Here is a 20886-nt window from a genome sequence, read left to right as displayed (position 1 = left end):
TTCCTTAGATCGGCAGCTTGTCGATGCGCCGTCCGCCCCAGGCCAGGTTGATGATGGCGCGGGATACCGTAATGGCGGTAAACATGGAGGCGGTCAGACCGATCCCGAGGGTCAGGGCGAAGCCCTTGATGGCACCGGTGCCGATACCGAACAGGATCACGCAGGTGATGAGCGAGGTGACGTTCGAGTCGGCGATGGTGGAGAAGGCACGATCAAAGCCCATGTGAATGGCTTGCTGCACTCCGCGGCCGTTGCGGATCTCTTCACGAATACGCTCGTAGATCAGCACGTTCGCATCCACCGCCATGCCGAGCGTCAGCACGATACCGGCGATGCCCGGCAGGGTCATGGTGGCCCCGGGGATCATCGACATGATGCCGACGATGAGCACCAGGTTCATGGTCAGCGCCAGGTTCGCCACCCAGCCGAAGGCACGGTAGTAGATCCCCATGAACAGCACGATCACCAGCATGGCCCAGCCGATGGCTTCCATCCCGCTGTCGATGTTCTGCTGACCCAGGCTCGGGCCTATGGTGCGCTCTTCGACGATCTGGATGGGGGCGATCAGGGCACCGGCACGCAGCAGCAGCGCCAGGTTGTGGGCTTCGTTGGCGTTGTCGATCCCGGTGATGCGGAACTGGCTACCCAGACGAGACTGGATAGTCGCGACGTTGATCACCTCTTCCTGCTTGCGGAACTTGCGCTTGCCATCCGGACCAGGCTGTCCCACCGGCTTGTACTCGATGAAGACGGTGGCCATGCCCTTGCCAACGTTGTCCTTGGTGAAGTTGGCCATCTTGTTGCCACCCTGGCCATCGAGCTTGATGTTGACCTGGGGACGGCTGTACTCATCGAAGCCGGACTGGGCACCCACAATGTGGTCACCGGTCAGGATCACGCGCTTGTGCAGCACCACGGGACGACCGTTGCGATCGTTGTAGACCTTGGAGCTCGGCGGCACCCGGCCACTGGCGGCGGCCTGGATGTCGGCGGCCTCATCGACCATGTGGAACTCCAGGGTCGCGGTGGCCCCCAGGATCTCCTTGGCACGGGCGGTGTCCTGGATCCCCGGCAGCTCGACGACGATGCGCTCGGCGCCCTGCTGCTGGACCAGCGGCTCGGCCACCCCCAGCTCGTTCACCCGGTTGCGGATGATGGTGATGTTCTGCTCGAGGGCGTACTTCTTCACCTCCTTGATCTTGGCTTCGCTCAAGGCGGCCAGCAGGATGAAGTCATCCCCCTTTTGCTCGCCTGTGAAGGTGAGATCCGGGTTCTGACGGCGCAGATAGGAGATCGCCTTGACCTGATCGGCCTCGTCACGGAACACCACCTGCACCTGATCGCCGACCCGGCGCACGCCGGAGTAACGGATCTTCTGGGTGCGCAGCTCGGAGCGGAAATCCTGCACCATCTGCTCCTGCTGCTTGGTCAGCGCCTCGGCCATGTCCACTTCCATCAGGAAGTGCACGCCGCCGCGCAGGTCAAGACCGAGTTTCAGGGGCGCCGCGCCGATGGCTTCGAGCCAGGCGGGGGTGGACGGTGCCAGGTTGAGGGCGGTGATGAAGTTGTCCCCCAGCTTGTTGGCGACGATGTCACGGGCCTTCAGCTGGTCTTCGGTGTTATTGAAACGGATCAGGATGAAGCCGTGCTCGAACGCCGCATGCTTGACCGGGATCCCGGTTGCCTCCAGCGTCTCTTTCACCTGATCGAGGGTTTCTAGTTTGACTTCGGCACCGCGGCTGGCAGAGACCTGCAGAGCCGGGTCTTCGCCGTAAAGATTGGGGGCTGCATATAGAAAACCGATGGCGATCACGACGATCACCATCAGGTATTTCCACAGCGGATAGCGATTTAACACGCTGTGCTCCTCGGGAGATTAGAGGGACTGGATAGAACCCTTGGGCAGAACGGCAGAGACGAAGTCACGCTTGATGGTGACCTGGGTCTGATCGTTCAGGGCCAGCACAATGTAGTCGCTATCGGCGGAGACCTTGGCGATCTTGCCGACCAGGCCACCGGAAGTGAGCACTTCGTCGCCCTTGGAGAGGGAGCTCATCAGATTGCGATGCTCCTTGGCACGCTTGGCCTGGGGACGGTAGATCATGAAATAGAAGATGAGACCGAACACGGCCAGCATGATGATCATTTCCATGCCACCACCCTGTGCTGCCGGAGCCGCGCCTTCTGCATACGCCTTGGAGATAATGCTCATTTAACAACCTCTTATTGATGTAGATTTGAAAACTAACTTATATATCGTTGTTATTTCACGTCATTTTCAGCCAGTGGAGGCACAGGCTTCCCTTGCCGACGGTAAAACTCAGTTACAAAGTCGTCTAATTTACCCTGCTCGATCGCGTCCCGCAAACCCTGCATCACGCGCTGGTAATAACGCAGGTTGTGGATGGTATTCAGACGGGCACCCAGGATCTCGTTGCACTTGTCCAGATGGTACAGATAGCTGCGGGTGTAGTTCTTGCAGGTGTAGCAGTCGCAGTCCGCATCCAGGGTGCTGGTGTCTTCCCGGTACTTGGCGTTGCGGATCTTGACGACCCCATCGGTGGTAAACAGATGGCCGTTGCGGGCGTTGCGGGTCGGCATCACGCAATCGAACATGTCGATGCCGCGGCGCACCCCTTCCACCAGATCCTCCGGCTTGCCCACCCCCATCAGGTAGCGCGGCTTGTCCGCCGGAATGCGCGGGCAGACGTGCTCGAGGATGCGGTGCATGTCTTCCTTGGGCTCACCCACGGCGAGACCGCCGACCGCATAGCCGTCGAAGCCGATCTCCAGCAGGCCGTCCAGGGAGACATCCCGCAGCGGCTCGTAGACGGAGCCCTGGATGATGCCGAACAGGGCGTTCTTGTTGCCCAGGGCATCGAACTTGTCCCGGGAGCGCTTGGCCCAGCGCAGGGACATCTCCATGGACTTGCGCGCCTCTTCATAAGTGGCCGGGTACGGGGTGCACTCGTCGAAGATCATCACGATGTCGGAGCCCAGATCGTACTGGATCTCCATGGACTTCTCGGGGTCGAGGAAGATCTTCTCGCCGTTGATGGGGTGACGGAAGTGCACCCCCTCCTCGGTGATCTTGCGGATGTGACCCAGGCTGAACACCTGGAAACCGCCGGAGTCGGTCAGGATGGGCCCCTGCCAGTTCATGAAGTCGTGCAGATCGCCATGGGCGCGCATCACTTCCTGACCCGGGCGCAGCCAGAGGTGGAAGGTGTTGCCGAGCAGGATCTGGGCGCCGGTGTCGCGCACCTCTTCCGGGGTCATCCCCTTGACGGTACCGTAAGTGCCGACCGGCATGAAGGCCGGGGTCTGCACTGTGCCGCGCTCGAATACCAGCTGGCCGCGACGGGCACGGCCATCGGTGGTTTTCAGTTCAAATTTCATTGCTACCTCTATCAGTCAGAGAAACAGTCTGACAACGGAGGGCCCGATGGGCCCGGAAAAAAGAAGCCGGCCGGGATACTGACAACCAATCCCTGAACGGCTTCTGAAGGGCGAGGCTTAAGCCTGCGCCCGGCGACGGGTGACGAACATGGCGTCCCCGTAGCTGAAGAAACGGTACTGCCCGGTCACGGCGGCCTGATAGGCGGTCATCACGTTGTCGTAGCCGGCGAAGGCGCTGACCAGCATGATCAGGGTGGATTCGGGCAGGTGGAAGTTGGTGATCATGGCATCGACCACCTGGAACTCGTAGCCCGGGAAGATGAAGATGTCGGTGTCGCTGAAGAAAGGCGCCAGCGGCTTGCCCTGGGCCAGGGTCACCTTGGCCGCGCTCTCGAGCGATCGCACCGAGGTGGTACCCACCGCAATGACGCGACCGCCACGGGCGCGAGTTGCGGCTATGGCATCCACCACCTCCTGCGGGACCTCGGCATATTCCGAGTGCATGTGGTGATCTTCAATCTTGTCGACGCGCACCGGCTGGAAGGTGCCCGCCCCTACGTGCAGGGTGACGAAGGCCGTCTCTATCCCCTTGGCGCGGATCCGTTCAAGCAGCGGCTCGTCGAAGTGCAGGCCGGCGGTCGGCGCCGCCACGGCACCGGGCTTCTGGTTGTAGACGGTCTGGTAGCGCTCCTTGTCGGCGTCCTCGTCGGGGCGGTCGATATAGGGCGGCAGCGGCATGTGGCCGATGGCCTCCAGGATCTCCAGCACAGGGCGCGGGTCCAGGAAGTGGATCTCGAACAGGGCGTCGTGACGGGCGCACATCTCGGCCTCGACGGGCACGCCGTCGGCACCGGCATCCAGGATCAGTCGGGTGCCTGGCTTGGGGGACTTGGACGAGCGGACGTGCGCCAGCACGCTGTGCTCGTCCAGAATGCGCTCCACCAGCACCTCCAGCTTGCCGCCGCTGGCCTTCTGGCCAAACATGCGCGCGGGGATGACCCGGGTATTGTTGAACACCAGCAGATCGCCGGGGTTGAGCTGGTCAAGCACATCCACAAAGTGACCGTGGCGCAGGGCGCCGGTTTGACCATCGAGCTGCAGCAGGCGGCTGGCGGTCCGCTCCGCCATCGGGTAGCGGGCAATCAGCTCGTCTGGCAGATCAAAATGAAAATCGGATACTTGCATCTTTCACCTCGGGGGAATCGGCGGCTAGTCTAGTTATCCCCCTCCTGCAAGGCAACCCAAAAGACTAAAAACCCAAGGCAGACAAGGGATAGCGGGCAATTCTGTGAGACACCCCCCGTTAAAAAACCTTTACTCTTTTGTATTGACCCTGATCATGTTCTGCCCGCCGGGGCTGGGCTAGGGTGAAAGCAGATACACAAGGAGGCCCACCATGATGACCCTATCCGAGATCATGACTGAACATCCCTTCACCCTGGGTCCGGAGAACAGCGTCAAGCAGGCGATGGAGCTGATGCAGCAGGAGCGGATCCGCCACATCCCCATCGTCGACGAGCACCACCACCTGCTGGGCCTGGTCACCCTTTCCGACATCCTGGCCACCCGCGAGTCCAAGCTGCTGCTGATCAACCCGGAGCGGGAGGCGGAATTCACCGACAGTGTCCAGCTCGACGAGATCATGACCCGCCAGGTGGCGAGCGTGGATCCCCATGCGGGCATCAAGGAGGCGGCACTCTATCTGCAGCGCCACAAATATGGCTGCCTGCCGGTACTCAAGGGGCGCAAACTGGTGGGCATAGTGACAGAGTCTGACTTTATCGCGGTGGCCATCAACCTGCTGGAGCTGATGGAAGAACAGGAGCCCCCCACCGACTTTTGATCATGAATACCTGTAATAAAATTACAATAAAAGCGTTTTCAGCCTATTTAAACGGCTATAAGGCTGAAACACTTTCAGTTTGACTGAAAAATTACACCACAAACTTGCAATGTGATCTTCATCACACTAAGATGCCCGTCATGCAATGGTTGCCGAAGAGGAGATGAGGATTGTGCACCCGACGTCTTCTCTTCATATATCCGCAAGTTTGCACACCCCGTAGTTAGTCTTTGCTGTAAAGCATTTATATCGCCATTCCTTGTTTGATGACCCGGCCCTGTCCTTGCGACCGCGCCGGGATTTTTTTGTCCGCATTTTTCCACTCCCGCCACCCCTTCCCCACCCCGCCATATAAAACAAGATCCCACCCGGGCCTTGAAAATGTGACATGGAGGACAGAAATTGAACTTCGACAATGAGTTATCTCTGCAGGCCTGAGATATTCATGTCAGGTACAGTTGCGATGGTCTATCTAATAAATAGATTTATGTGATTCAAAATTGTGGCTTTGACCGATTAGAAAAAGCCACTATGATGCCTCCATCGAAAGTTAAGCACCTCGTCTGGCACAAGACTCAACACCAGACAGGCATATGTACATCACCAAGGAGCAAATACATGTCTACCTACATCAACACTGAAATCAAGCCGTTCAACGCTACCGCCTACCACGAAGGCAAATTCGTTCAGGTGTCCGACGCTGACCTGAAAGGCAAGTGGTCTGTGGTGTTCTTCTACCCGGCTGACTTCACCTTCGTTTGCCCGACCGAGCTGGGCGACCTGGCAGACAACTACGCTTCCTTCAAGAAGCTGGGCGTCGAGATCTACGCCGTCTCCACCGACACCCACTTCACCCACAAGGCCTGGCACGACACTTCTGACACCATCAAGAAGATCCAGTACCCGATGATCGGTGACCCCACCGGCACCATCACCCGCAACTTCGGCGTGATGATCGAAGAAGCTGGCCTGGCTGACCGCGGTACCTTCGTTATCGACCCGAACGGCGTCATCCAGATCGTTGAAATCAACGCTGGCGGCATCGGTCGTGACGCTCTGGAGCTGCTGCGCAAGGTCAAGGCTGCCCAGTACGTTGCCGCTCACCCGGGTGAAGTCTGCCCGGCCAAGTGGAAAGAAGGCGAAGCCACTCTGGCCCCGTCCCTGGATCTGGTAGGCAAAATCTAAGCCTCCCCGCTCTAAAGACCGGCCCGTTTCAGGGCCGGTCTGTTTTCCGGCCTGGCTCAAGGGCGACGGCCTGCTTTTCGGCCCAGCCTCTACTGTATTCAGTCATATCGCCGACCCGCATTCAGCAAGAAGGAATTCGACCATGTTAGATACCAACCTCAAACAACAACTCAACGGTTACTTGCAGTACATCGTCAATCCCATCGAGATCAGCGTGTCCGGCAACGACAGCGACAAATCCGCCGAACTCCTGGCATTGGCCACCGAGATCGCCGAGATGTCCCCCAAGATTACCCAGACCTCTGGCACTGCCGCCCGCAAGCCTTCCATGAGCATCGCGTCCCAGGGCCAGGCCCCGCGCGTGCACTTTGCCGGCATCCCCATGGGTCATGAATTCACCTCCCTGGTGCTCGCCCTGCTGCAAAGCGGCGGCCACCCCTCCAAGGCCGATCCGGCCGTGCTGGAGCAGATCAGGAATCTGAAGGGTGAGTTCCACTTCGAGACTTATATCTCCCTCTCCTGCCACAACTGCCCGGACGTGGTGCAGGCCCTGAACCTGATGGCGACCCTGAACCCGAACATCACGCACGTGATGATCGACGGCGCCCTGTTCCAGGACGAGGTCAACGAGCGCCAGATCATGGCGGTCCCGAACGTCTATATGAACGGTCAGCCGTTCAGCCAGGGCCGCATCTCCCTGGAAGAGATCCTGGCCAAGGTCGACAGCGGCGCCGCCGAGCGCAAGGCCGCTGAACTGAGTGAAAAAGACCCCTACGACGTGCTGGTCGTCGGCGGTGGCCCGGCTGGCGCCGCTGCCGCTATCTATGCCGCCCGCAAAGGCATCCGCACCGCCATCGTCGCAGAGCGTTTCGGTGGCCAGGTGATGGACACCGTCGGCATCGAGAACTTCATCTCCGTGCCCTACACCGAGGGCCCCAAGCTCGCCGCCAGCCTGGAGCAGCACGTCAAGCAGTACGGCGTGGAAGTGATCACCGAGCAGCGTGCCGCCGCCATCAGCAAGGATGGCTACGTGAACGTGGATCTCGCCTCCGGCGCCACCCTGAAGAGCCGCGCCGTCATCCTGGCGACCGGTGCCCGCTGGCGCGACCTGAACGTGCCGGGTGAGCTCGAGTACCGCACCAAAGGCGTGGCTTATTGCCCCCACTGCGACGGTCCCTTCTTCAAGGGCAAGCGCGTGGCGGTGATCGGTGGCGGTAACTCCGGCATCGAAGCGGCCATCGACTTGGCCGGCATCGTCGAACACGTCACCGTGGTGGAGTTTGCCGATACCCTGCGTGCCGACGAAGTGCTGCAGAAGAAGGCCCGCTCCATGGGCAACATCGACATCATCATGAGCGCCCGCACCACAGAAGTGATCGGGGACGGCAGCAAGGTGGTGGGCATGGACTACGAAGATCGCACCACCGGGGAAATCAAGCACCTGGCGGTGGCCGGCATCTTCGTCCAGATCGGTCTGGTGCCGAACACCGAGTTCCTGAAAGGGAGCGAGATTGCCCTGACCCGCTTTGGCGAGATCGAGATCGACACCAAGGGCGCCACCTCCCTGCCCGGCGTCTACGCCGCAGGGGACGCCACCACGGTGCCGTTCAAACAGATCATCATCTCCATGGGGGCTGGTGCTACCGCTGCCCTGGGTGCGTTCGATTACCTCATTCGCAACCCGGCTCCTGAGGCCCAGGCCACCCAGGCCGACGCCGTGACTGCCTGATAATCCTCTTCAGGCCAACAAAAAACCGACTCCCAGGAGTCGGTTTTTTTATGGGTGAATGGCCAGGCTCAGCACTTGGCCTCTTCCGGTTCGCTCGCCTCTGGTTCGGGCGCTGTGGGCTCCGGCGTGGCATAGCTCGTGGGGACCGCCTCCCCGTCCAGATCCGTTCTGGGCTCAAGCTCCGCCGTCATGGGGGTATTGGGCGGCACCGGCATGAAGACCTGGTGCTCGGCCAGGGGGATGGGAGCCCGCTGCCTCCTGCGCCACTCCAGATAGGCGGACAGCAGCAGCCCGCACAGCGCGAAGTAGACGAACAACCCTTGCGGCCCGAACCACCCCATGACGAAGGGGGCCAGCAAGGGGCCTATCATGGCCCCCAGGCTGTAGGCGAGCAGCAGCCCCTGATTGGCCCCCAGCACCTGATCCGGATGCAGCTCGTCGCAGGCGTGGCTGAGGCTCAAGGGATAGATGGAGAAGGCCATGCCCCCCAGCAGGAACACCAGGCTCCCCTCGACGGGGCCGCGCCAGGCATCCGGCAGCAACACCATCAGGATCGCGAGCAAGGTCAGCACGGCGCAGAGCAGCAGGATCACCCCCCGCCTGTCGTAGCGATCCGACATCCGGCCGATGGGGTATTGCAGGCACATGCCCCCCAGGATCACCAGCGCCATCATGTCTGCCACCCGGGCGAGAGAGGCGCCGCTGTCGGCGAAATAGAGCGGCAACAGGCCATAGATGGCCCCCAGCACCAGACCGGAGGTAAAGCTGCTCGCCATCCCCGCAGGGGTCAGCCGCACCAGCTCCCGCACCCCGACCGCCTGGGGGGCCACCATGGCAGGGGTCGCCACCCGGGAGAGGGCGAGCGGCACCACGGAGAGCGTCGCCGCCATGGCGCACAGGGCGAAGGGGGTCAGCACCATGGGATCCACCCACTTCAGCAGCTGCTGGCCCAGAGCCAGGGAGCCGTAGAGCAGGATCATGTAAAGAGACATCAGACGCCCCCGGTTGGCCGGGGTGCTGGAGACCAGCATCCAGGACTCCAGCACCACGAACAGGCCGCCGGTGGCGAAGCCCCCCACCAGTCGCAGTACCGCCCAGGTGACAGGCTCGACCACCATGCCGTGCAGCAGGAACAGGAAACAGAGCAGGGAGGCATAGGCCGCATAGGCCCGGATGTGGCCAACCCGGATGATGAGGCGGGCGTTGACAAAGGCGCCCAGCACCAGCCCGCCGAAGTAGGCGGCCGACACCAGGCCGATGGCCTGGGCCGACACCTCCTCCGCCGACAGGCGCAGCGTCAGCAGGGTGTTGAACAGGCCGTGACCCAGAATGAATATCACCAGGCTGGTCAGGGGGGAGAACAATCGTCTGATCGTCATGGAACCTCCTCGTGGCGAAAGGATCATGGTAGCCCCGGCCTCCCGTCCACTTCAACCCGCCTGCCAGCACGGGACTATGCTTAACGGGTTCCATCACGGAGATCGTCAAGATGAAACTCATGCTGTTGTTGACCGCCCTGCTCTTCTCCGGCGGCGTCCTCGCCTTCCACTGTCCCATGGACATGAAGAAGATCGATGATGCCCTGGCCGCCGGCCCGGCCCTCAGTGCCGAACAGCTGGCCGAGGTGAAGCAGTTGAGAGCGGACGGAGAGAACCTGCACAAGGCGGGCAAGCATCAGGAATCGGTCGATACCATGGCCAAGGCCATGACCATCCTCGGCCTCGATAAAGGCTAGCGTCGCCGTCCCCTGCGACAGGCTGCTTCGCATCATCCCGATGCAGCAGTCCGGCCCCTTAACACAAGGCCCTCGCTGCTGGCGAGGGCCTTGTCATCTCCGGCCTCATACCCGGCCGCTGTAGACCAGGGTGCAATAGTTGAACGCTATCTTGTCGTTCACTGCATGGCGCTCGAACTCGCGGCGGATGAGCGCCGTCATTTGATCGTGGGCCGGGGTGCCGACGACAGGCGCATAGGAGGAGGAGTTGAGCCGCCCCAGCACCCCGTCGAGATCGAACAACTGGCTGTTCTCGAAGCGATCGAGCCGGTACTCCCCGGTGAAGAAGGCGCGAAAATCGGCCTCGCCGAGGTTGCGGTGATTGACCTCTTCGTAGTCTCCCGAATAGGCGTGCAGCCCCTCCTCGTACGCCTTGAGAAAGTCGGTGTTCATCAGCCGATCGTTCCAGATGAGGGCAACCCGGCCACCGGGTCTGAGCAAGCGCTGGCACTCCTGCCGAAAAGCAGCGCGATCGAACCAGTGAAACGCCTGGGCGACCGTCACCAGATCCACCGAGCCCGTCGGCAGGCCGGTGGCCTCCGCACTGCCGTGCAGCCAGCCGATGTTGCCCACGTCCGCCAGCATTCGCCTGGCAGCGCCGCGCATCTCGTCATTGGGCTCCACCGCCCACACCTTCTGTACCCGGGGGGCCAGCAGGGCCGTCAGGATGCCGGTGCCGGCCCCGATGTCGGCCACCTGGGTCTGGGGCCCCATGTCCAAGTTGCTTGCCAGAAAATCCAGCATGGCCGCCGGGTAGCCGGGGCGATATTTCACATAGGCCTCGACCCGGGTCGAGAATCGCTGGGTGCTGTCCATCGCTCGCTCCTTGTGGTGGATCACGCGGGTTCGCATGATGCCGTTCAGGCATCCTGCACCAATATCCAGCGTCGGGGCAACCGCATGAGGGCACTTGACTGCCACAAAAAACGGACCTGGCCAAGGTCAGCACCCTCCGTATCGGCGCCTGCCATACCCTGTGCCTTGGTGATATCCCCTTGGGCATGGGTTCATCGGGAACTGGCAGAGTGGTCGTGACAGCCAGGCCGCAGAGCAGGGTATTCAAGCCTGGACAAGGCTTGAACCTGGCAGATCCCCCAGTGATAAGGCATTGGCCTGTGACGGAGTGAGACGGAAGGGAGCGACCCCCCTTCAAGCGTCCATGTTCACTCTGGCACTACACTCAACCCTGAACGGCCTCGCCGAGGGAGGCGCACACTGTTGACCACCAGGCCATGGGGGATCCATGTCGACATCCAGATACCTGCTGCCGCTTATCGCTACCCTGTTGACCGGGTGCGGCGGCGAACTGGTCAGCACGGCGGCAACCACCGGAAAACTCCAGGCGGAACAGGCCAAACAGGCCAGAGCGCAGCTGGATCAATTCAAGCTGCAGCTCAGTGCCGCCGTACAGGCCACCGACACGGCGGCCGCATCGGCCGCCACTCCCTCCCCATAGCAGTATCTGGCCGGCAACGGCCCCGCTGTTTTCAACGGAGAAATGAGATGACGCAAGCTGCAAAGAACCGGATATGCCTCTGGTTCGACGGGGATGCCGAAGCGGCGGCGCACTTCTACGCCCGAACCTTCCCCGACTCCGCCGTCGGTGCCGTACACCGGGCCCCGGCCGACTACCCCGCTGGCAAGCAGGGGGACGTGCTGACGGTCGAGTTCACCCTGATGGGGATCCCCTGCCTCGGCCTCAACGGCGGGCCCGGGGTCAGCCACAACTGGGCGTTCTCGTTTCAGGTGGCCACCCAGGACCAGGCCGAAACGGATCGCTACTGGCACGCCATCATCGAGCACGGCGGTCAGGCGAGTGAATGCGGCTGGTGCCAGGACAGGTGGGGCATCTCCTGGCAGATCACCCCCCTGGCCCTCACCGAGGCGATCACGGATCCCGACCCCGAGGCCGCGCGGCGCGCCTTCGAGGCCATGATGCAGATGGGCAAGATTGACATTGCCACCATAGAGGCGGCGCGCCGGGGCGAATAGCCCGTTTGCGCGGACACCACAAACAACAAGGCCACCCCTGGGGGTGGCCTTGTGCGTATTGGCTGTCAGCCCTTCACGGCACGCCGCTTAGTTGGCGTAGTCTTCGGTCGGTACGCAGGAGCAGAACAGGTTGCGATCGCCATAGACGTCGTCGATGCGGTTCACCGACGGCCACAGCTTGCTGGCGCGCACGGCGTCGGACGGGAAGACCGCCTCGGCACGGGTGTAGGCGCGATTCCACTCTGCATCCATCACGTCATCCTGGGTATGCGGGGCATGGACCAGGGGGTTGTCGGCGAGGCTCCAGTGGCCGTCCTGCACCTTGGCGATCTCGGCGCGGATGGCGGTCATGGCTTCCACGAAGCGATCCAGCTCGCGCTTGGATTCGGATTCGGTCGGCTCGACCATCAGGGTGCCCGCCACCGGGAAGCTCATGGTCGGCGCGTGGAAACCGTAGTCCATCAGGCGCTTGGCCACGTCCATCTCGCTGATGCCGGAGGCTTCTTTGAGCGGGCGGATGTCCAGGATGCACTCGTGGGCCACCCGGCCATTGCGACCTGTGTAGAGCACGGGGAAGGACTCGCCGAGCTTCTTGGCCAGGTAGTTGGCGTTGAGGATGGCGACCTGGGTGGATTTCTTCAGCCCCTCGTCCCCCAGCATGGCGATGTACATCCAGCTGATGGGCAGGATGCTGGCCGAGCCGAACGGTGCGGCCGACACGGCGCCGTTGTCACGGCTCTCCTTGTCGGTCTTGACCACGGCGTGACCGGCCACAAACGGTGCCAGGTGCTGTTTCACACCGATGGGGCCCATGCCCGGACCACCACCGCCGTGGGGGATGGCGAAGGTCTTGTGCAGGTTGAGGTGGGAGACGTCCGCCCCGATGAAGCCAGGAGCCGTGAGGCCCACTTGCGCGTTCATGTTGGCACCGTCCAGATACACCTGACCGCCATACTGGTGCACGATGTCGCACACCTCCTTGATGGTCTCTTCGTACACCCCGTGGGTGGAGGGGTAGGTCACCATCAGGCAGGAGAGCTGATCTCCCACCTCGGCGGCCTTGGCACGCAAGTCGTCCAGATCCACGTTGCCGGCCTTGTCACAGGCGGTGACGATCACCTTGAGGCCCGCCATCTGGGCGGAGGCCGGGTTGGTGCCGTGGGCGGACGCCGGGATGAGGCAGACATCGCGATGCCCCTCGCCGCGAGACTCGTGGTACTTCTTGATGGCGAGCAGGCCTGCGTATTCGCCCTGGGCGCCGGAGTTGGGCTGCATGCAGACCGCGTCGTAACCGGTCACCTTCACCAACCAGTCTTCCAGATCCGCCAGCAGCAGCTGGTAGCCCTGGGTCTGCTTGAGCGGCGCGAAGGGGTGCAGCTTGCCGAACTCGGGCCAGGTCACCGGGATCATCTCGGCGGTGGCGTTGAGCTTCATGGTGCAGGAGCCGAGCGAGATCATGGCGTAGTTCAGCGCCAGATCTTTCGCTTCGAGACGGTGGATGTAGCGCAGCATCTCGGTCTCGGAGTGGTACTTGTTGAACACTTCGTGGGTCAGCACGGCGTCGGTGCGCAGCAGATCCTGCGGGATGCCGTGATGGCCTTGGGCCGCCTTGTCGAGAGCCTCGACATCCAGGCCGTGGCCCGCCCCCAGGAACAGCTCGAACAACTCGGCCACGTCACCGCGGGTGGTGGTCTCGGAGAGGGAGACGCCCACGGCGCCGTCCAGATCCCCACGCAGGTTGATGCCCAGCCCTTCGGCCTTGGCGATCAGGGCAGCCTTGTCGCCTGCCAGTACAGTGAGCGTATCGAACCAGCTGTCGTGCTTGAGGGCCACGCCCTTGGCTTTCAGACCCAGCGCCAGGATGGTGGTCAGACGGTGTACGCGGGAGGCAATGGTCTTCAGCCCCACCGGGCCGTGGTAGACGGCATAGAAGCTCGCCATGTTGGCCAGCAGCACCTGGGCGGTACAGATGTTGGAGTTGGCCTTCTCGCGGCGGATGTGCTGCTCGCGTGTCTGCATGGCCATGCGCAGGGCGGCCTTGCCACGGGCATCCTTGGAGACGCCGATGATGCGGCCCGGCATGGAGCGCTTGTAGGCGTCGCGGGTGGCGAAGAAGGCGGCGTGGGGGCCACCGTAGCCCATGGGCACGCCGAAGCGCTGGGCACTGCCGAACACCACGTCGGCACCCAGTTCACCCGGGGATTTGAGCAGCAGCAGGGAGAGCATATCGGTCCCGACGCAGGCCAGCCCTTTCTGGGCCTGGACCGCCGCGATCAGTGCGCGCAGATCGGTCACGTTGCCGGTGGTGCCCGGGTACTGGAACATGGCACCGAACACCTCTTCGCTCACCGCCTCGCTCGCGGGGCCCACCGCCACGTCGAACCCGAAGTGCACCGCGCGCTCCTTGACCACGTCGATCACCTGGGGGTGCACGTCGTCGGCCACGAAGAAGGTGTTGGACTTGGATTTCGCCATGCGCTTGGCCAGCGCCATGGCTTCGGCGGCGGCGGTGGCTTCATCCAGCAAGGAGGCGCTGGCCAGATCCATGCCAGTCAGATCCAGGGTCAGCTGCTGGAAGTTGAGCAGGGCTTCGAGACGGCCCTGAGCCAGCTCGGGCTGATAAGGGGTGTAGGCGGTGTACCAGCCCGGGTTTTCCAAGACGTTACGCAGGATGACGTGGGGCACGTGGGTATCGTGATACCCCATGCCGATGTAGCTCTTGGCAATCTGGTTCTTGGCGGCATAGCCCTTGAGCTTGGCCAGGGCTTCCACTTCCGTCATGGGGGCGCCGATCCCGAGCGGCCCCGGGCGGCGGATGGCGGCGGGGACCGTCTGCTCAATCAGATCGTCCAGGCTCTCGGCGCCCACGGTGGCGAGCAGGGCCCGCAGTTCTTCCTCACCCGGGCCGATGTGACGGCGGATGAAATCGGTTTTTTGCTCGAGTTCAAACAGTGACTGGGTCATTTCCCTATTTCCTGGTAATTAAGTCCTGGCATGACGTTCTGATAACCAAGACCTGATGTTCCTGTAGCCGGCAGATACCGGCTCCACTCATGTTCTGTGTCCGCCGCGGGCAGACGGGGGATGCGGCAGGGGCATCCCGCAGGCGCAAAGGCTGCGCCCTTCCTGCAACCTCCATGGCCGCAGGATGGCAGGCATACAAGAGGGCCCTGCTGTGTTGGCAGGGCCCGGGGGCATTACTCTTCGTCCACCACGTTCTGGTAGCCGTCGGCATCCAGCAGGTTGGCGAGCTCGCCCGCGTCGTCCAGCTTGATGCGGAACAGCCAGCCAGCGCCGTACGGATCGGAGTTGACCAGCTCGGGGCTGCCTTCCAGCTCTTCGTTGACGGCCAGGATCTCGCCACTCACCGGGCTGTAGATGTCGGAGGCGGCCTTGACGGACTCGGCCACGGCGCAGTCTTCACCGGCGCTCACCTGCTTGCCCACTTCCGGCAGATCGACGAACACCATGTCACCCAGCAGATCCTGGGCGTGCTCGGTGATACCGACCACGGCTTCGCCATTGGCTTCAACACGGACCCACTCGTGGGAGGTGGCATATTTCAGTTCGCTCGGGATATGGCTCATTTGTGCTTCCTTTATGCTCTTGGATCGCTTCAACAAAAACGGTTCGGCGAAGGGAACTCCCTTCGCCGCAATGAATGATTACACCAATGGCTGGCCGTTGCGCACGAACGCCGGCTTGGTGACTTTGACGGTGACCAGCTTCTTGCGGATCTCGACCTGGGCCTGCTCGCCGATATCGCGGGGCACCCGCGCCAGGGCGATGCTGTAGCCCAGGGTCGGCGAGAAGGAACCCGAGGTGATCACCCCTTCGCGCACTTCGCCGCTCTCGCTGGTGAAGGTGACCGGCATGCCGGCACGCAGCACGCCCTTCTCTTCCATCACCAGACCCACCAGCTTGGGCTGGTTGCCGGCGGCCTTCTGGGCCTCCAGCACGGCGCGGCCGATGAAGGCGCGATCGCTCGGCTCCCAGGCGATGGTCCAGGCCATGTTGGCGGCAAGCGGAGAGACCGACTCGTCCATGTCCTGGCCATAGAGGTTCATGCCCGCTTCGAGGCGCAGGGTGTCGCGGGCGCCCAGGCCGCAGGGGGCCACGCCGTTGTCCAGCAGCGCCTGCCACAGATCGCACGCCTGCTCTTGCGGCACCACGACCTCGTAGCCATCTTCACCGGTGTAGCCGGTGGTGGCGATGAAGAGCTCGCCAGCCTGCACACCGAAGAAGGGTTTCATGCCTTCAACCGCAGCATTTTGCTCGGCGCTGAACACCTTGGCCGCCTTGGCCTTCGCATTCGGCCCCTGCACCGCGATCATGGCGAGCTCGGGGCGCTCGGTCACGTCCACACCGAAGTCCTGGGCGTGGTGACGGATCCAGGCCAGATCCTTCTCGCGGGTGGCGGAGTTCACCACCAGGCGGTAGAAGGTATCGGTCAGGTAATAGGTGATGAGGTCATCGATGACGCCGCCTTCCGGGGTCAGCATACCGCTGTAGAGGGCCTTGCCGGAGACGGTGAGTTTGGCCACGTCGTTGGCCAGCAGGTGTTGCAGGAAGGCTTTGACCCGCTCGCCGGTCAAATCGACGATGGTCATGTGGGAGACATCGAACATGCCTGCATCGGTGCGCACCGCGTGGTGCTCTTCCAGCTGGGAGCCGTAGTTGATGGGCATCTCCCAACCGTGGAAGTCCACCATCTTGGCACCCGCTTCCAGGTGTTTGGGATGCAATACAGTAGTCTGGATCATCGCTGTGTTTCCTTAAGCGTTCGCGACAACACTCGCAATCCGCCCCGGCTCGTCGGGAAAAACGGACCACAAGCTCTGTGCTCGTTCCCGCCCGGGCGGGCAGGAGTGATTCCTTGAACGGTGCGGATTATATGACAAGCGCGCCGTGGCGCCGCTCAAAAAAAACTAATCCTCACCCGATACACTGACACCAGACACTAAGGCAAAAACAGTGATAAAAACAGTGCAAACCGCACATCGACAAGATTTAATGTTGATTTTAACCGCTTCGTCACAATTTACAGAAAAACGTTTCGCTGATTGCCAACATTAAAGGCTGACACCCCGCAGGGGTATGCAGCCTTGTCAGATTAGTTTTCTTGTTAAAACACCGGGGTAATATTAGATTTTTTCACCCTTGGCCAGGGCGGGGAGCTCCCCATCCAGCCCCATGGCCGCCCGGATCACGCCCTGTTTGAGGGGGCCCAGCCCGTCGACGGCACAGAGCCCCACCCCGCGCACCAGTTTCTTGAGGGGGTTGCTGCCTGCAAACAGCCGCTTGAGCCCTTCCATCGCCGCCAGCATGCGGGCGGCCTCGCTCTTGCGCCAGCGCTCGTAACCCCGCAGGTTGGCGAGCAGACCGATGTCTGCCCCCATGCCGTGGTGCCTGAGGATCTGCTCCGCCAGAGCCGCCGCATCCAGCAACCCCAGATTGACCCCCTGCCCCGCCAGCGGGTGTATGGTGTGGGCCGCATCCCCGACCAGCACCAGACGTTCGCGGGCAAAGTCACGGGCGTAGCGGGCGGTGAGCGGGATGGCGCTGCGGGCCCCCTCCACCTTGCACAGCCCGAGCCTGGCGTCGAAGGCGGCAGTGAGCTGGCGATTGAAGGCGTCGTCATCGCAGGCGCACAGCGCCTCGGCCCGGGCGGCGGGCACCGACCAGACGATGGAACAGAGATCGGGCTGCCACAGGGGCAGGAAGGCGAGCGGCCCCTGGGGGGTGAAGATCTGGCGGGCGACCGCCTCGTGGGGCTCGGCACAGCGCACCGTCGCCACTAGGGCGTGGTGGCCATAGTCCCAGCTGGTGAGCGGGATGTCGGCCTGACGGCGCACCCAGGAGTGGGCACCATCGGCGGCCACTACCAGTCTGGCCGAGATGGCCTGGCCATCCTCGAGCAAGAGGAGGGATCCCGCTGGACCGCTCTGCAGGCTCTTGGCCCGGGCCGGCGTCAGCAGCCGGATGTTGCTGGCCCCTTCGATGGCCTCCAGCAGCGCCAGCTGGATGATCCGATTCTCGACGATGTGGCCGAGCGCCGGCTGACGCAGGGGGGCGGCGTCGAACGCGATCTGGCCGAAGCTGTCCTGCTCCCACACCGCCATCTTCTCGTAGGGCTGCAGGCGGCGAGCCTCGATCCCGGCCCAGGCTCCGACCCCCTGCAGGATGCGCTGGCTGGCCAGACTCAGTGCGCTGACCCTGATGTCCGGCGCCTCGCCCAGCAAGGGCTCCGGCAGCTGCCCCTCCACGATGGCCACCTTGAGCGCACGGTTCTTGAGCGCTGCGGCCAGCCCCAGGCCCACCATGCCCCCGCCAACGATCACCACATCTACTTCTTGCATCTGCATTCTCTTATGTCCTTTCGTGGCTGATCCCCGGGATCAGCGGAGCCACGCCCGCGGGCGCGCCTCTTCGATATGTCGTGTCCACCGGGCCAGGCGGCGCCTCATGGCCGGCACACGTCGGTGACGAACCCCAGGGTGCGGGAAGCCAGCGGCGCCTTGAGCCAGGGCAGTCGCCCCATCAGAGAGAGCGCCAGGTTGCGCCCCGCCACCAGGGGAGCGTGGCCGTTGGAGAAGAGCTGGGCCAGGGAGGAGGTGAGCCAGACGGTCTGGGCTTGATCCTCCCGGCGCGATTGCCAGTAACCGTTCAGCACCTCGAAGCTGCCGATGTCCTCCCCCGCCAGGAGCGCCTGGCCAACGGCGCGGGTGAGCAGGTCAAGGTCGCGCATGCCGAGGTTGAAGCCCTGACCGGCGATGGGGTGCAGCAGATGGGCGGCGTTGCCCACCAGCACGGTGCGCTGGGCCAGGGGATAATCGGCCACCGTCAGCACCAGCGGATAGAGGTGGCGCACGCCGGTGCGTTCGAAACGCCCGAGGCGCCAGCCAAAGGCTTGCTGCAGGCGGGCGAGAAACGCCGCGTCGTCCAGCGCCATCAGGGCCTGTGCCTCGTCCCGCGCCAGGCTCCAGACCAGGGAGGAGAGCCCCTCCTGCATCGGCAGCAGGGCGAGCGGCCCCCCTTCGGTGAAGCGCTCGAAGGCCCGCCCGGCGGGGTCCAGGGCGGTCTTCACCGTGGCGATGATGGCGCTCTGGCCATAGTCGTGGCGACTGACCGGCATCTTGAAGTGCTGGCGCACGAAGGAGTTGCCCCCATCCGCCGCCACCAGCAGCTGGGTCCGATAGCGCTCGTTCGTGGCGAGGGTCAGGGTCACCCCTTCTTCGTCGGGCTCAATCTGTGCGAGCTGGGCCGGGCAGCACACCCGTATCTGCGGGGTGGCGGCAAGGGCCCGCTGCAACTCGATCCCGGCGGCAGAGAGTTCGATCACCTGGCCGAGCGCCGGCAAGCCATATTCCGCCGCCGACAGCCTGGCCTGGCCGCAGTGGCCCCGATCCGAGACGTGAATGTCGGTGATGGGGGTGCAATGGGGGGTGAAACGGGACCAGATGCCGTGGCGGGTCAGCGCCTCGCAGGTGCCCGCCGAGAGGGCGATGGCGCGGGCGTCGAAGCCGGGATGAGCATTGAGCTCGGGGGCGCTCGCCTCCAGCAGCAGGATCTGCAGGGGGGCACCGTCCGATCCCCGGAGGGCGGCGAGGGAGAGGGCCAGCACGGCACCGCTCATACCGCCGCCGACGATCGTCACGTCAACGTGAGCCAGATCAGATTGAGACATGAGAAGAGGGCATAGGCAAAAAACGTGGGCCAATCGTATCACAAAGCCGGCAGGCGGGATGCGAAGCCACGGGCAAAAAAGCGATCTGGCGCCGCGCACCGGCGTGCCGTCCCCACCGGTTTCACCCCACCAGCTACAAAAAAGAGCGCCATGGGGGCGCTCTTTTTCTCATGTACCGGGAAGACCGGATGCTCAATGCAGGGTCGGCGGGGTGCTCGGCGCGTCCGGGCGTTTGCCGAACTCCTCGAACGCCATCATGACCCCGAGGCGTACATGTTCGTAGAGCACCAGGAAGGAGGCTTCGTTCTCGTCGTCCTCCTGATCGAACTCCGCAGAGACCTGGGTGATGCTGGCGATGTCCTGGATCATCTCCTGCAGCTCTTCGGATGCCTTGGAGAGCTCCTGTTGCACCACGCCAAAACCGGCGAGGAAGGCCTGGGACCAGTCCACCAGGGCATCGATGCGCTCGTCGAGGGGCGTTTCGTCATTCGGCAGCAGCAACTCGACCCCTTTTTGCGCCATCAGGCTCTCGATGACCTCCTGATAGAGTTCGGTCATCACCTGGCGCACCGGGGCCGGCAAGCCGAAGCCGTCGTTGACCAGATCGTTGAAATGGGGCAACCAGCTCTTGTCGTCCAGTGCCACGCCACCGCACACCAGGCCGCAGATCACGCCATGGGCCTCGACAGCCGTCGCCATCAGCTCGTGCTGCTCCATCAGGTCGGCCACGGCCACGTATTTCAGGGGGTTCGTTTTGCTCATCGGGGATCCGCTCAAAGTTCAGGCAAATATGCAGAATTTATGGCCCGGATCCTAGCATTCTCCCCTCTCCAGAGCCAGCAAGGCCTTGAAAGTTCTGCATCTGCGCTATATAGTCCCGCCCAGTTGTCCACGTGGATAAAGGCGGAAATCAGCCCCGCCGTATTGAGGAAGGCATGAGCATAGAGGCCGTAGAAATCGTCATTTTGGGACGTCCCTACAAGGTGTCCTGTCCCCTGGGACAACAGGATGCCCTGCGCCAGGCCGCCGACCAGCTGACCGACAAGCTCATCGAGCTTCGTCAACGTTCCAAGGTCTCCAGCAACGAACAGCTGGCAGTCATGGCAGCGCTCAATTTCTGTCACGAGCTCTGCCTTGAAAAAGAGAAAAACCACCAATACTCTGAGACCATGGACAAGCGGATCAAGATGCTGCAACGCACCATAGAGGCAGCCTTGATCGAGCACGGTCAATACGGTGAATCCAGCGAGGAGGGGCAACAGCCCTAATCGCACCGA

The 20886-nt window shown here is 62.8% G+C and carries 19 protein-coding genes; 7 read left to right on the top strand and 12 right to left on the bottom strand.

Annotated features, from left to right (window positions below; translation table 11 throughout):
• Window positions 1-4 precede the first annotated feature (4 nt).
• The 4 genes from secD to queA all read right to left on the bottom strand — a co-directional run bounded on the left by secD (window position 5) and on the right by queA (window position 4584).
• Complete coding sequence (gene secD / locus BN1136_RS03785) at window positions 5-1858, bottom strand: protein translocase subunit SecD (RefSeq protein ID WP_043759871.1); 1854 nt, start codon at window positions 1856-1858, stop codon at window positions 5-7.
• 18 nt (window positions 1859-1876) lie between these two features.
• Window positions 1877-2212: a preprotein translocase subunit YajC gene (gene yajC, locus BN1136_RS03780; protein ID WP_010675070.1), complete on the bottom strand. Its 336-nt coding sequence runs from the start codon at window positions 2210-2212 to the stop codon at window positions 1877-1879.
• Window positions 2213-2262: 50 nt separating this feature from the next.
• Window positions 2263-3399 (bottom strand): tRNA guanosine(34) transglycosylase Tgt, encoded by a 1137-nt coding sequence (gene tgt, locus BN1136_RS03775; RefSeq protein WP_043759869.1) that lies wholly within the window; start codon window positions 3397-3399, stop codon window positions 2263-2265.
• 117 nt (window positions 3400-3516) lie between these two features.
• A complete protein-coding gene (gene queA / locus BN1136_RS03770; protein ID WP_043759867.1) occupies window positions 3517-4584 on the bottom strand; it encodes a tRNA preQ1(34) S-adenosylmethionine ribosyltransferase-isomerase QueA in 1068 nt (355 codons plus the stop codon).
• 211 nt (window positions 4585-4795) lie between these two features.
• Between queA and BN1136_RS03765 the strand changes: the two genes are divergently transcribed.
• The 3 genes from BN1136_RS03765 (at window position 4796) to ahpF (ending at window position 8156) form a co-directional block, all read left to right on the top strand.
• On the top strand, window positions 4796-5242 hold the full coding sequence (locus tag BN1136_RS03765) for a CBS domain-containing protein (protein ID WP_043759865.1): 447 nt from the start codon (window positions 4796-4798) through the stop codon (window positions 5240-5242).
• A gap of 618 nt (window positions 5243-5860) precedes the next feature.
• Window positions 5861-6427, top strand: coding sequence for an alkyl hydroperoxide reductase subunit C (ahpC, locus tag BN1136_RS03760; RefSeq protein ID WP_043759863.1), 567 nt, complete (start codon window positions 5861-5863; stop codon window positions 6425-6427).
• A 142-nt stretch (window positions 6428-6569) separates the two neighbouring features.
• Window positions 6570-8156, top strand: coding sequence for an alkyl hydroperoxide reductase subunit F (ahpF, locus tag BN1136_RS03755; RefSeq protein ID WP_043759860.1), 1587 nt, complete (start codon window positions 6570-6572; stop codon window positions 8154-8156).
• A gap of 68 nt (window positions 8157-8224) precedes the next feature.
• Here the strand turns inward: ahpF and BN1136_RS03750 are convergent, their stop codons facing one another.
• Window positions 8225-9535 carry an MFS transporter gene (locus BN1136_RS03750; RefSeq protein WP_043759858.1) on the bottom strand — a complete coding sequence of 437 codons (1311 nt, stop codon included), beginning with the start codon at window positions 9533-9535 and terminating at the stop codon, window positions 8225-8227.
• 110 nt (window positions 9536-9645) lie between these two features.
• Here BN1136_RS03750 and BN1136_RS03745 point away from each other — a divergent pair, with 110 nt between their 5' ends.
• Window positions 9646-9891 (top strand): hypothetical protein, encoded by a 246-nt coding sequence (locus BN1136_RS03745; RefSeq protein ID WP_043759856.1) that lies wholly within the window; start codon window positions 9646-9648, stop codon window positions 9889-9891.
• A gap of 105 nt (window positions 9892-9996) precedes the next feature.
• Here the strand turns inward: BN1136_RS03745 and BN1136_RS03740 are convergent, their stop codons facing one another.
• Window positions 9997-10746, bottom strand: coding sequence for a class I SAM-dependent methyltransferase (locus BN1136_RS03740; protein WP_043759854.1), 750 nt, complete (start codon window positions 10744-10746; stop codon window positions 9997-9999).
• Window positions 10747-11173: 427 nt separating this feature from the next.
• On the opposite strand from BN1136_RS03740, the gene BN1136_RS03735 reads away from it, so the two are divergent.
• Both BN1136_RS03735 and BN1136_RS03730 read left to right on the top strand, forming a co-directional pair.
• A complete protein-coding gene (locus BN1136_RS03735; protein WP_043759852.1) occupies window positions 11174-11386 on the top strand; it encodes a hypothetical protein in 213 nt (70 codons plus the stop codon).
• 47 nt (window positions 11387-11433) lie between these two features.
• Window positions 11434-11922 (top strand): VOC family protein, encoded by a 489-nt coding sequence (locus tag BN1136_RS03730; RefSeq protein WP_043759850.1) that lies wholly within the window; start codon window positions 11434-11436, stop codon window positions 11920-11922.
• Between the two features lie 87 nt (window positions 11923-12009).
• Here the strand turns inward: BN1136_RS03730 and gcvP are convergent, their stop codons facing one another.
• From gcvP to BN1136_RS03700, 6 genes are all read right to left on the bottom strand, one after another.
• Window positions 12010-14886, bottom strand: a complete 2877-nt coding sequence (gcvP, locus tag BN1136_RS03725) for an aminomethyl-transferring glycine dehydrogenase (RefSeq protein WP_043759848.1) — start codon at window positions 14884-14886, stop codon at window positions 12010-12012.
• Between the two features lie 233 nt (window positions 14887-15119).
• Window positions 15120-15509 carry a glycine cleavage system protein GcvH gene (gene gcvH, locus BN1136_RS03720; RefSeq protein ID WP_042076214.1) on the bottom strand — a complete coding sequence of 130 codons (390 nt, stop codon included), beginning with the start codon at window positions 15507-15509 and terminating at the stop codon, window positions 15120-15122.
• Window positions 15510-15587: 78 nt separating this feature from the next.
• Window positions 15588-16685, bottom strand: coding sequence for a glycine cleavage system aminomethyltransferase GcvT (gene gcvT, locus BN1136_RS03715; protein WP_043759846.1), 1098 nt, complete (start codon window positions 16683-16685; stop codon window positions 15588-15590).
• Between the two features lie 381 nt (window positions 16686-17066).
• Window positions 17067-18287 carry an FAD-dependent 2-octaprenylphenol hydroxylase gene (locus tag BN1136_RS03710; RefSeq protein ID WP_043759843.1) on the bottom strand — a complete coding sequence of 407 codons (1221 nt, stop codon included), beginning with the start codon at window positions 18285-18287 and terminating at the stop codon, window positions 17067-17069.
• A gap of 98 nt (window positions 18288-18385) precedes the next feature.
• Window positions 18386-19609 (bottom strand): 2-octaprenyl-6-methoxyphenyl hydroxylase, encoded by a 1224-nt coding sequence (gene ubiH / locus BN1136_RS03705; RefSeq protein WP_043759840.1) that lies wholly within the window; start codon window positions 19607-19609, stop codon window positions 18386-18388.
• Window positions 19610-19801: 192 nt separating this feature from the next.
• Window positions 19802-20371, bottom strand: a complete 570-nt coding sequence (locus BN1136_RS03700; RefSeq protein ID WP_043759838.1) for a UPF0149 family protein — start codon at window positions 20369-20371, stop codon at window positions 19802-19804.
• A 173-nt stretch (window positions 20372-20544) separates the two neighbouring features.
• Between BN1136_RS03700 and zapA the strand changes: the two genes are divergently transcribed.
• Window positions 20545-20877 carry a cell division protein ZapA gene (gene zapA / locus BN1136_RS03695; RefSeq protein WP_043759835.1) on the top strand — a complete coding sequence of 111 codons (333 nt, stop codon included), beginning with the start codon at window positions 20545-20547 and terminating at the stop codon, window positions 20875-20877.
• Window positions 20878-20886: the final 9 nt, after the last annotated feature.

It is taken from the genome of Aeromonas taiwanensis (assembly GCF_000820165.1).
Lineage (GTDB): Bacteria > Pseudomonadota > Gammaproteobacteria > Enterobacterales > Aeromonadaceae > Aeromonas > Aeromonas taiwanensis.
Note: the sequence above shows the minus strand (reverse complement) of the source record. Positions and strands in the feature narration are given on the sequence as shown.